The 11,717-nt window shown below is 38.6% G+C and carries 14 protein-coding genes and 2 pseudogenes; 2 read left to right on the top strand and 14 right to left on the bottom strand.

Annotation, left to right across the window (positions count from 1 at the left end; all coding sequences use genetic code 11):
• The 13 genes and pseudogenes from PSE7429_RS28020 to pruA all read right to left on the bottom strand — a co-directional run.
• A pseudogene (locus PSE7429_RS28020) lies at positions 1–163 on the bottom strand (IS1/IS1595 family N-terminal zinc-binding domain-containing protein); the annotation flags it as partial.
• Positions 164–199: 36 nt separating this feature from the next.
• Complete coding sequence (locus PSE7429_RS16745) at positions 200–1,759, bottom strand: DNA cytosine methyltransferase (RefSeq protein WP_009628467.1); 1,560 nt, start codon at positions 1,757–1,759, stop codon at positions 200–202.
• 23 nt (positions 1,760–1,782) lie between these two features.
• A complete protein-coding gene (locus PSE7429_RS16750) occupies positions 1,783–2,616 on the bottom strand; it encodes a TdeIII family type II restriction endonuclease (RefSeq protein ID WP_009628468.1) in 834 nt (277 codons plus the stop codon).
• Between the two features lie 153 nt (positions 2,617–2,769).
• The gene (locus tag PSE7429_RS16755; protein WP_009628470.1) at positions 2,770–3,063 is read right to left on the bottom strand and encodes a helix-turn-helix domain-containing protein; all 294 of its coding nucleotides are present in this window, start codon (positions 3,061–3,063) and stop codon (positions 2,770–2,772) included.
• Between the two features lie 2 nt (positions 3,064–3,065).
• A complete protein-coding gene (locus tag PSE7429_RS16760; protein WP_009628471.1) occupies positions 3,066–3,422 on the bottom strand; it encodes a type II toxin-antitoxin system RelE/ParE family toxin in 357 nt (118 codons plus the stop codon).
• Positions 3,423–3,677: 255 nt separating this feature from the next.
• Complete coding sequence (locus PSE7429_RS16765; protein WP_009628473.1) at positions 3,678–4,049, bottom strand: DUF5615 family PIN-like protein; 372 nt, start codon at positions 4,047–4,049, stop codon at positions 3,678–3,680.
• Positions 4,033–4,275, bottom strand: coding sequence for a DUF433 domain-containing protein (locus PSE7429_RS16770; protein ID WP_009628474.1), 243 nt, complete (start codon positions 4,273–4,275; stop codon positions 4,033–4,035). The genes PSE7429_RS16765 and PSE7429_RS16770 overlap by 17 nt, the downstream gene beginning before the upstream one ends.
• Before the next feature lie 61 nt (positions 4,276–4,336).
• Positions 4,337–4,534, bottom strand: coding sequence for a hypothetical protein (locus PSE7429_RS16775; protein WP_009628475.1), 198 nt, complete (start codon positions 4,532–4,534; stop codon positions 4,337–4,339).
• A 46-nt stretch (positions 4,535–4,580) separates the two neighbouring features.
• Positions 4,581–5,642: a hypothetical protein gene (locus tag PSE7429_RS16780; RefSeq protein WP_009628476.1), complete on the bottom strand. Its 1,062-nt coding sequence runs from the start codon at positions 5,640–5,642 to the stop codon at positions 4,581–4,583.
• A gap of 7 nt (positions 5,643–5,649) precedes the next feature.
• Positions 5,650–6,189: a hypothetical protein gene (locus PSE7429_RS16785; protein ID WP_009628477.1), complete on the bottom strand. Its 540-nt coding sequence runs from the start codon at positions 6,187–6,189 to the stop codon at positions 5,650–5,652.
• Between the two features lie 62 nt (positions 6,190–6,251).
• The gene (locus PSE7429_RS16790; RefSeq protein ID WP_009628478.1) at positions 6,252–6,722 is read right to left on the bottom strand and encodes a DUF29 domain-containing protein; all 471 of its coding nucleotides are present in this window, start codon (positions 6,720–6,722) and stop codon (positions 6,252–6,254) included.
• A 6-nt stretch (positions 6,723–6,728) separates the two neighbouring features.
• Positions 6,729–7,187: a DUF29 domain-containing protein gene (locus tag PSE7429_RS16795; RefSeq protein WP_009628479.1), complete on the bottom strand. Its 459-nt coding sequence runs from the start codon at positions 7,185–7,187 to the stop codon at positions 6,729–6,731.
• 79 nt (positions 7,188–7,266) lie between these two features.
• Positions 7,267–10,311 (bottom strand): L-glutamate gamma-semialdehyde dehydrogenase, encoded by a 3,045-nt coding sequence (pruA, locus tag PSE7429_RS16800; protein WP_009628480.1) that lies wholly within the window; start codon positions 10,309–10,311, stop codon positions 7,267–7,269.
• Positions 10,312–10,623: 312 nt separating this feature from the next.
• Here pruA and PSE7429_RS16805 point away from each other — a divergent pair, with 312 nt between their 5' ends.
• Both PSE7429_RS16805 and PSE7429_RS16810 read left to right on the top strand, forming a co-directional pair.
• Positions 10,624–11,022, top strand: coding sequence for a hypothetical protein (locus PSE7429_RS16805; protein WP_009628481.1), 399 nt, complete (start codon positions 10,624–10,626; stop codon positions 11,020–11,022).
• Positions 11,015–11,593, top strand: a complete 579-nt coding sequence (locus tag PSE7429_RS16810) for a caspase family protein (RefSeq protein WP_009628482.1) — start codon at positions 11,015–11,017, stop codon at positions 11,591–11,593. Before PSE7429_RS16805 ends, PSE7429_RS16810 begins: the two co-directional genes overlap by 8 nt.
• 2 nt (positions 11,594–11,595) lie before the next feature.
• Here PSE7429_RS16810 and PSE7429_RS28225 read toward each other — a convergent pair.
• A pseudogene (locus PSE7429_RS28225) lies at positions 11,596–11,717 on the bottom strand (IS1 family transposase); the annotation flags it as partial.

Here is an 11,717-nt window from a genome sequence, read left to right on the forward strand (position 1 = left end):
ATACGCTCTGAAACTCTCTGCCACTGTGGATTTTCTACAAATTGACGACCACAGTCCCGACATTTATAATTTTGTTTTGCCATGCCGAGTACTACCGTTTTTAACCTACTGATACGGACTGGCAGGATGGACATGATGGACTTGATGGACTTGACTCTGACATTGCTTTAATCTGTAACAACCATCTAGATATTTTCCCTCATCCTTTCCTTTTTAGGACTACCAGAGAAACAACTGCTTTCTCATCATTGATACTGTCCAAACTAATAGTTTGCCTATTTTCAAATACACCAGTTTCAATAATTGCTTTGCATAACTTATCGATTACAGGAACTGAAACGCTATTACCGATTAACTTCATCCATTTTGCTCTTGATTCTGGCAACTTAAAATCTTTAGGAAATCCCTGTATCAAACAAGCTTCACTTTTAGTAATCCTTCTAAATGCTTTAGGCTTATAAATTTTTTGGATAAATTTGTTTTTAAATTCCTCATGATTTGAGGCTTCTATAGTATTTAAAGTTATAAAATCATTTGTATCACTTGCCACCAAAGTTGGAAAAATGTCGGAACTTGGTAAGAATATGCGATTCACTCCAAATAATCCTGTGCTTATCTTAGTATTTTTAAAATCATAACGAACCTCATGACATTCAATAATTCTTTTTCCCTTAAGAGATTCAATAGTTTTTTCAATGGATATCTTCTCGGTTTTAAATATCCTTTGAGTATTTAAATTGTCAATGATGATTTTGTGATCGTTTGCAAATGAAAGTAGTATTCCTTCTTCTTTTGTTAAATTGCTAATACTATAGTCTTTTATAGTAAAACTGTACTCTTCGGACTTTAAGATTGCTAATTCAATCAGTTGATTAATTTCATCTTGATTAATAGATGAGTCTAGACTTTGAAAGTGTTCTAATGACAACGGGTTACCATCAAGTTGCCCATAGGCGCTTTTACGTCTATTTTTAAGCAATAACAAACAAATATCTTTTTGACGCTGAGTGGTGTCAATAATATCCCATGAATGGATTGTTGTATGACCATTTCTAAGATCATTAAACAAAAAATAGTCATTAAACCCATTTGTATTTGAAAGACTCATTGTTTTTGATTCAACAACATTTCCAAATAAGTCCATTTGGATAATTCTTTTGTCTGTTGAGATTTTTGTTTCAATACCTAATATGTCGCCAAGTTTTAGCTTCTTGTCAATACATTTAGGTAATGTAAATCTTTCAAAGTACTTTTTTTCTTTAAAACCAATTATGTATATGCGAATTCTATTTTGTGGTACGCCATAATCAAATGAGTTAATCACAAAGTAATTAGTGTAATATCCTGCTTTTTGAATTCTTTCTAAAATGTATGATAAAGCTTTTTTATTGCGCGGATCAACTAAGCCTTTCACATTTTCAAAAATAAAGGCTTTTGGCTGAGATTGTTGAAGTAGATAAATTGTGTCATTCCATAACTGTCCTCTATCATCATCAAAACCTAAATTTTTACCCGCAATAGACCAACTTTGACAAGGAACTCCAGCAGTTAGTAAGTCGTGATCAGGTAACTCTTTGATTTTAGTAATATCTCCTAAGTTGTAACTCGATTCAACTTGAAAGTTGTCACAATATGTGTTTATTGCATCTTTATCTATTTCACTAAATCCAAGGCAATGACCACCATTATTACTTAATGCCATTTTAAAGCCGCCAATTCCAGCAAAAAGATCAATAAAGGTAAATTTAGCGTTATGCATTTGATATCTCCTCTTACATTTTTCTACTTCAACAAATACTCGTCAAAATCTGGAGGTGGTTCTATTCCTAAGAATTCACGATAGATGCGTTCTCTGTAATCTTTTCCTAATGAATTGACTTCCTGAATAAAATTGTTGTAAGTGCCTTCCCCTCCAATCAGATCCCAAAATTCATCGCCTATTAATACAGATTCATCTTCGTGCATATTGAACCATCGCATAGGAAAGTCCCATTTATAGTCTTCTTTCTGACCGTAAGGGTTGTATGGCAAGGCAAAGTATGCGTAATCAACTAACTTGGGTTCCATTGCCAGAAGTTTAAATAGCTTCTCTTTGCTTACTTTTGTTTGATCACTATTTGGTAATGGAGCTTTAAGCTCAAAGGCATACCGCTTTCCATTTTCTTCATTCTGGATAAAAATATCACAAACTACGCTTACTGGAATCTGGTTACCACCGCCTTCTTGAATATATTGTAATTCTTCATTCCAATTAGGTTTGACTTTGTTTTTTCCTTTGCTATGTTCTAATTTATTTAATACTTCTTGAATTCTTCTCAGACTCTCTTGCGCAACTGTACCACTAATTGTATGCCCCATTTGGCAATTGCCATGAGCTTCTAGGGCAACAACTTGAGCTAACTTTTCCCATACAAGACCAAATGGAGTTACAAATCTTCTCTCAAAATGTGAACCTTTAAAAATTTCATCAGGCACTAATGCTGCATAAAGTGGTTTGTTGGCTCGATGATTTTCTTTGATAAAAGGATCGGTAATTAGAACACGATCCATTACTCGATCCATCATTTTAGATATGACATCCTTTATAGCTTGAGCAATTCTTTGTTGTTTATCCATGCAAATATCAATAGGTTCCTAAAGACTTGTCCCAAAATTTAAGTTTAATACTTTTTTAGCGATCGCCTCTTCTAACCACAAATTAAGATCGCGATCGTACAGCGTGGATTTTTGCTCAATAGTCTGGGTCATAGGTTTTAGTTAGGGGATATTTTAGACAACATCAACCAAATCTATCTTAATTCTTTTACCTACTGCCCTAGCTGCTTTATCTAAAGTTCGTAATGTTACTGAATCATACTCAGGATCAAGTAAGCGATCTAGTGCTGCGCGGCTAGTTTGCATAGACTTCGCCATTTTGGATTTAGTTAAGCCACGTTCCTTCATTGCTTGTTCAACTTGCCAAGCTAAAACACGCTTCAACGCAACTTCTGTTACTTCGTTTAAAATTCCTTCCTGTTCTAGAAAGTCATCAAAAGCAGAACCTAAATGACAATTATTAGACATGGTTAACTCCTAGCTTTATTTTTAAACTCAAATTGGCGCTTGATAGCTAAATTTAAATCTTCTTTAGGTGTTTTTTGCGTTTTCTTAGTAAACCCATGCAGAAGAATCATTTGCTCTCCTTCCACACAAAACAGAACTCTGGTAATCGTATTTTCAAGGCTAGTACGCACCTCATACAATCCCTTACCCATAGGGCGACAAGTAGGCATTCCGATAGGAAATCCAAACTCAATTGTTTTAATGTCTTCTCCTATTTTTTGTCTATCTTCTTTCGATAAAGTCATCAGCCAATCCCTAACAGGTTCTTTGCCAGATTCGGTTTTGAAAAAGATTGCTTTAATTCTCTTAATATTGCTCATAGGAAAATTGCAGCAAAAAACCTTAAAAGTTAGAGATTAAGTGGTAAATAAGTGAGTATTTAATTTAGGTTTTGCTATCGTATCATTTTTGGTACATTAAAATGTAAAAATGTTAAGAAGCTTATAGCGCTCTTGTCCGGCATATTCGCCTCTTCTAACCACAAATTCAGATCGCGATCATATAGCGTGGATTTTTGTTCAATGGCTTGAGTCATAGGTTTAGGCAATGCGATACAGCATTTAGGTGAGAAGTATTCAACTATGGATTAATGGCAGTTTGCGGATGCGAACGCGATTAGAGTCAATGGTGATGGCTGATCCGTTTTGTAAATCTTCGGTACATTCAATTATTACTGCTAACAATAACTTTTTCAATGCCTCAGCTTTTAAACCTTCAATCCGAATCCGAATGACTGATGGAGAGGTTAATTCATTTAGAGCAAGTAAGGTATGAAAATCTGCGTCTAGTGTAACAACTATACGATTGTCTTGATCTGCTCTTGTGATGATGTCTAAATCTTCAGATTCAGACATCGCGATTTCGCCAACATGAACAGCGTCAACATTTGACTCTCGTAGTAATATCGCCGCCGATCGCGGTAAACCTTGATCAAGCAGCAGTTTCATAGATGCTTGGTAATTGAATGATGCGATCGTCAAGATAAGATGATACGAAAATTAGTGCTTGTCTAATGTCTTCTTCTTCTAGTTCTGGAAATTCTTGATATAGTTCGGCGCGATCGCTGTAGATTGCTAGTAGTTCCATTAATCGACGGACTGTAATGCGGAGGTTGCGAATACAGGGCTGTCCATTCATCCGTTTAGGGTTGACAATAATGCGATCTAGTTTCATAGGTGTTATTCAACTACTTTTGATACTATTTTAGCTTTAGTCATCAATATTCAAAACAACGCTAAAATTCATCCACAAACTCAGTTAGGCTGCTATTTTCAGCATAGAACGGGCGCATGATTTCGGCAGTTTCCCTTAAGCTAAGTTTTTCTGGTTTGTCTATGTCTTGCCGTAGCAGCTTTAAGGCAAATTCGATTACCTCTAGGCGATCGCGATTTGGCATTTGTTTGATTACTTCTAAAATTTGAGTTTTAATCATAATTTTTTATTTATCGATTGTAATTAAATCAGAATAAGATTACTTCCTAAGAATAAAACTCAGGTAATGATGACCAATCATAAAACTTAATTGAATCCCATATTTTTAACAATATAAATTCGATAAATGAATGAAAAAAACTGTTATCTGAAAAGGATTTATTTGAAAGGAGTGGATCTTTACATAATTCTTTAAGCATATCAACGCTGAAACAGGATATATTTCTAATTCCTGTCTCTCTTCTTAGCTTTATTTTTTGAATATCCTCTAAAATATTCAAACCAAAACATTCTCTAATCGCTGATATTTCTACAGGATTCCAAATTGAATCAATATTTAAAGGTAGCTGTAAATCTCCCCATATTATTTCTGCAAGAAAATCTCTCTTCATTTCATACGAACTACTTTGAATATATTTAAAAATCCCTTCTAGTTCTTGAGAATGAGTTTTAATAAGGTCTTGCACTGAAATATTTTTGTTTGTCTGCTCATTTTTAAAAATGACATAATCCATGTAGCAAGGCTGAGATAACAATTGTTTTTCAAAATCTATAATTTTGCTTTTTATGTATCTATAAGATTGACTTAATTCAATAACTTTAGAGGCAGCTTGTATCAATAAAAATGGGTCTGGATGTACTTTATTTATTCTCGAATTAACACTAATTTGTCTATGCAAAGATTCTTCATTTAAAAAAATTATAGCTGCCAGTAAATTATAGTTATTTTTTAGGTTTAAAGAATATAGATAGTGTTCAAATGAATAGATTTCAGAAATATTGTTTGATTGATAATGATGCAAACATTGTAGAAAAGAAGCCTCTAGTTTCTTTCTTTTTTGACCTCTTGATGAATTATCTAAGATTGACAATTCCTTTTTCGAGTTAATATAAAAATCAACCCGTAATGAACAATCATCTAAATTGCCATTAGGATGAATAAATGCTGGATTAACTAAACTCCCATTTCTTGTAAATCCTGATCTCCAATGGAGCGTGGCGTTACACTCAGGGCATTGAAATATTTTACTAAAGTCAGAATGTTTTACATCTTCAGCATCAATTAAGACTCTATGTGAATTATCAATTATCAAAAAAGCTTTTTTCATAAATATCTTAGTTGAAATTTTTAATATCTATCTTTTTTTGTGCCCACTGCAAGATTAAAGCCTTATATTCATAAATTTCATCAATATCTACGTCATTGCTATATCTATTGCTACTAATCAGTTTATTAATAAGTGTCTCTCCTTCTTGTGGATTTAAATGCTTGTAATATACTAATATTCGTTCTCGTGTACATATTTTGATAATCATGTTTGTAGATGAATTCAAAATTTTTTTTACAATTTGATTTTGTGTCTTTAGATCTTGTTCGGATTTTGAAGGCTTAAAATTTTGAGGTATCCAATTTTTTAAATACTCAATTGCATCTTTTATTTCCTTATCCATTTCTTGATCTATGCTGCAATACTTCGCCTTATAACCTACTCGGTTATTCTCTTGCATCAAATAGTTGCGTGACCATTCCTCAAAAATAGGTTTATATGTTTTGTCAGCAACTTTTTTTGTAAACTCTTTGGCTAACACTGCCATAGCCTTTCGTTGTTCTAACGATGCAGCAACTTCTATATATTGTCTAGATTCAGATGACATTATATTTCTACCTGTTCTTGGGTATGCCTTATCTAATTAATCAATTCCATCAAAAGGTGTATTTAAATTTCTTTCCAGAAATCAAGATTGAGTATATCGTCAATATCTCGGCTAAACTGCCATATTTTAGGGAAATTTACAGATTTATAATCTGGATGAGCCTTCACAACCTTTAAAGCATCATCAAAAGCTTTTTGGAATAACTCAGGACTATTGATATAGCCTTTTAAACTTGGAGACTGTTCGAGAATATCTTGAATATCATTGCGAGTCCTAACAATTGTGACAACCCACCCCGCATAGTCATACTCACTCTTGACATAGCAACGCTTGAGAATATGCTCTATCAGTGTCGTCAATCTTCGCTTGAGTTCACGCCTATCTCTACCCGCCAACCCTTCTAACTCCTCAATTAAGTTTTCGACATCTAGATTTTGAAAATCACCAGCTTTTAACTTCGCGATCGCCTCTTCTAACCACAAATTAAGATCGCGATCGTAGAGCGTAGATTTTTGCTCGATAGTTTGGGTCATAAGTTTCTAAACACTTGTCCAAAAATTTAAATTTAAAACTTTCTTAGCATCTCGGCTAAATTGCCATACATTAGGAAAATTAGTGTCAGGATATTCTAGCCTTACCAGTTTGAGAGCAGTGTCAAAAGCACGGTCAAAAACCTGTGAGAAATGACCTTTCAGACTGGGAGACTGCTCTAATAGTGTAGTTAATTCAGCCCTTTGATTAACGATTGTAATTTCCCAACCTCGATAACACTCAGGCAGATTTACATAACAACGTTTGAGGATATGCTCAATCAATCTAGTCAAACGTGACTCTAATTCGCGCCTATCTCTACCCGCCAAACCTTCTAACTCCTCAATTAAGTTTTCGACATCTAAATTCTGAAAATCACCTGCTTTTAACTTCGCGATCGCCTCTTCTAACCATAAATTAAGATCGCGATCGTATAGCGTAGATTTTTGCTCAATAGTCTGGGTCATAGATTTAGGCGATGCGATACAGCATTTACCAAGTATATCTCAAAGAACAAGGGGCTTAAAGCCCCTTGTCTGAATCTAATTACTCAATCCCATCAAGAGGCGCAAAGCCTTGACGCTGAGTGTTTTCGGTGATCGACCTTGGCTCTAGGAACTGCAATAGATAATCGCGTCCGCCAGCTTTGGAACCGATACCACTTAGCTTGAACCCACCGAAGGGATGGCGATCTACCAATGCGCCAGTGATGCCGCGATTGATGTAGAGATTGCCCACTTCAAACTCGCGATAGGCGCGTTCGATATGGGAAGGAGTTCGCGAATATAAGCCACCCGTGAGCGCGAAGTTAGTGCCATTCGCGATCGCCAATGCCTCATCAAAACTCTGTGCCTTGATTACCGCCAATACGGGACCAAAGATTTCCTCTTGGGCGATCGCACTGTCAGGATCAACATCGCTAAAGATGGTGGGTGGTACATAGAAACCGTGATTGGGAACTTCTCCTTCAAAGGCAAGTTTTGCAGTCTCTTTCCCTTTGGCGATGTAGTTGAGAATGTTCTTTTGGGCGGCTCCATCGATTACAGCACTGAATTTGGTGTCAGGGAGATGGGCTTCACCAACCTTTAGCGATCGCGTAGCTTCTACAAGGCGTTCCATGAAGTTATCGTAAACGGGAGCGAGAACGATCGCTCTCGAACAAGCGGAACATTTCTGACCAGCAAAACCGAAGGCGGAATTCATTACGCCTACTACGGCTTGATCGAGGTCAGCGCTCTCATCGATGATGATGCCATTTTTGCCACCCATTTCGGCAATCACTCGCTTCATGTGCTTCTGCTTAGGTCGCAAAATGGAAGCTTCGGTGACGATTTGACAGCCGACTTGTTGCGAACCTGTGAAGGCAATTAGATGGACATCGGGATGTTTGACTAAATGGGAACCTACGGTGGAACCTTTGGCGGGAAGATAGGTAAATACGCCTGTGGGTAAACCTGCGGCTTGGAGAACTTCGGCAATCTTTGCGCCAATTACTGACGACTGTTCGGCGGGTTTAAGAATGACGGTATTTCCTGCGGCGATCGCAGCTACGCTCATTCCCAAAGCGATCGCAAAGGGAAAGTTCCAAGGCGAAATCACGACCACCACGCCGCGAGGTTGATAGATATAAGTGTTATCTTCCCCAGGAATATTGCGCTGTACGCCCGATTCGAGGCGTTCCATTTCCTTAGCATAGTAGCGGCAGAAGTCGATCGCTTCGGAAACTTCACCATCACCTTCGCGAATGGGTTTAGCAACTTCCCAGCAAATCCACGCGATTAATTCTTCGCGCTTCTCTTCCATGATATCGGCAGCTTTGCGGAGAATATCACCCCGTTCTTTAGCGCTGAGTTTCTTCCATGACGCAAAAGCGGATTTTGCTGACTTCACGGCTTCTTCGGCTTGGTCGATGCTGGCTAGACCGATTTTGCCGACTACTTGCGAAGAGTTCGCAGGATTAACGGATTCGATATAGGTTTCCGTTTCTACCGCTTGACCATTGATGATCGGCAAATAGGTTTTACCAAGTTGGCGGCGAACTTGTTGTAAAGCAGTTTGGGCGGCTTCCCTCTCATCATTAATCGCATAGTCGCGATCGCTAGAATTGACAAAGCCATCAAAGATATTTAGAGCAGGTGCGCCATTGTAATTCGTATCCCGTTCCGTCATCACAGGCGCAGCAATTAGTTTGCTAATATCAACACCTTCACCACTAATTCTTAAAAAGGAACTATTGGCAGTATTCTCCAACAGGCGGCGAATCAGATAAGACATCCCGGGGATTAAATCACCAAAGGGGCAGTAAACACGTACCCGATATCCCATATCCGCGATCGCCTTAGCAAACTTGTCACCCATCCCATAGAGACATTGAGTTTCAAAAGCACGACTGGGGATATTCAGGGTTTGGACAATGGCGATCGCCTTGGCTAAAGATCTCGCATTATGGCTACCGATCGCCGCATAGAGATATTGATGATTTTCTAAGAGAATTTGAATCAAGCGCTCGTAATTGGCATCAGTGGAGACTTTATCGGAAAATACGGGAATAGCCCAACCCTGTTGATAGGAACGAATCGTTTCCCGATCCCAATAGGCTCCCTTGACTAGGCGCACCGTCACAGGCTTACCACGCAACTTTGCCCATTCCACTAAATCGCGTAAATCCTGCTCACTATCGCGCAAATAGCCTTGTAGTGTAATTCCTACATCTGTGCGATCGCGAAATTCTGGTTCTATTAAAACTTGTTTGAGAATTTGTAATGTGAGCGATTTGAACTCATACTGCTCCATATCAAAATGGATACCACAGCCTAACTCTTTAGCTTTACGCAGTAGAATTCTGGCAGGTTCGCTGACTTTCTCGGTCGTTTTTACTGGATCTAAAGGATCGAATTGGGAATAAAAAGCGCTAAGTTTTACAGAAACTTGCACGCGCTTAAGTTCTTCTCCATCGGCTTTATCAATCTGATCGATCAAGCCCCAATTCTTTGCCTTGTTCGACAAATCCTCCATCATGCCAATATAGCGATTGAGATATTCACCTGCTTCCACTTCACTAATCACTGCTTCACCGAGCAAATCCATTGTAAAGGCAAAGCGATCGCGCCGCAGTTTCTCAATGGATTTAGTTGCTTCTGATAAGTTCTCACCGCAGATGTAGCGTTTAGCGAGGGTTGCCACTGCGGTCGAGAGGGTAGTTGCTGCTGCGGTTGCAGGAATTGAATTGGGATTGTCGGTACTGAAATTCAATAAGGCACGTAAAGCAGGAACTTCCACCGCATCACTGGCGAGATATTCCTGCATATGTCGCGCAATTTCAGCTTTGCTCTGCAATGCTGGCAAGCAATCGATCAATCTAAATAATTGCACTCGTAAGCCTTCATTTTCCATCGTCCAAGCCATGAGCTTGTCATCAAGGCGCAATTCATCCTTAAGCTGAGATAATTTCGACCAAAAAGAACCTTTCTCATTGCCACTTAAAATCTTCTTCGCGATTTCCTGAGTCTTGGCTTCATATTTTGAGAGATCAAGGGAAGTATCAAATTTGTTGTTAGAGCTTGTATTTGCTCGCTGTGTTTGGCTAACCACTGCTGTAATCCATAAACCTTGCAATCAATCAGTATAGCTAGTAACCATCCTGAACTTATCTTAAGCTTTTTTAGTTAAAGTCAGAAATTTAGAGGGACTGATTCGCTCTATACAATGCTTAGCAGCGATCGCTATAGTTTAAATTTCAAGTTGAATTGTAGAGAAGTCATGACAGAAAGAGGCGTAATATTATGCAGATCGCAGATACTTGCAACCTAGTTATACTTATTAGAAAATCCTAAAAGTAGTACTCTACTATAATTAAATTTCAGTTTATAGTGGTTTTTAGAAATTATTCTTGGAGCTTTTGCTGTGAGCGAGTCGTTAGTTGAAGTTACTTTTGCCCTAGACGATCCCAGTTTGGATCAATACGAACGCCAAGAATTTGCAAAAAAATTGCTAAAACAGCTACGAGAGCAGGGTGATGCTGAGACTGTAGAACGCAGTGATGACCTAAATATTGAGATAGGGAGCAAAGGTGGGCTAGATAAGCTAGTTGGGGTGCTGACGGCTGAGGTTAAGTTTGGCAACTTGGTTAAATTTTTTGGGTTTGTGGGCGAGAAATTTGCAGAGAAACCGATTAAGGTACATGTCAAAGTTGGCGATCGCGAAGTAACGATCGAAGGCACTGGCGAAAAGGCGATCGCCCAAGCCAAGGAAGTAGCCGCAGAATTGCAAGCGCTTTTGAGTGGAGATGTCGCCAATGGCTAAGAAGGCTCTCCTGATTGGGGTGAGTCAGTATGAGGCGGGTTTGCCACCTCTTGCGGCTGCACCGAAGGATGTGGCGGCGATGTTGCGCGTGTTGCAAGATCCTGAGCTTAGTGCTTTTGATGAGGTCAAGAAGCTGATCGATCCTGATTTGGAGGCAATGCAAACGGCGATCGATCGCTTATTTCAAAGTTGTCAAAAGGGCGATTTGTGTTTGCTCTATTTTTCGGGGCATGGGATTACGGATGATAGCGATCGCTTATATCTGGCAACGCGCCGCACTAGCAAGAATACTTTTCGGTCTACGGCGGTATCAGCGAGTTTTATTCATGGAATCATGCGCGATCGCAGCTACCAACGTCAGCATGTTTTAATTTTGGACTGTTGCTATAGTGGGGCGTTTGCGGAGGGTTGGCTAGCTAAGAGTGTGGATATCAATCTGAAGCCACAGCTTGAGGTGGAGGGAAGTGTGGTGTTGACTTCTTCGACTTCAACGCAAAAATCCTATGAGGATAAGGAGCTTACTTTTCCCGTTATCTTTTTATTCCAGCGTAACCGTCAATATTCCTGGTAGTCCTAAAAAGGAAAGGACGCACACGGAGGTAAAGAAGTGTTGTAATGATGAATAAAATTCCAAATGGCCCCAATGTGATTTTCCAACTTCTTAGAAAAGGATAAGGTCTTTCTAACTAGTCTAG

Source organism: Pseudanabaena biceps PCC 7429 (genome assembly GCF_000332215.1).
GTDB classification, from domain to species: Bacteria; Cyanobacteriota; Cyanobacteriia; order Pseudanabaenales; family Pseudanabaenaceae; genus Pseudanabaena; species Pseudanabaena biceps.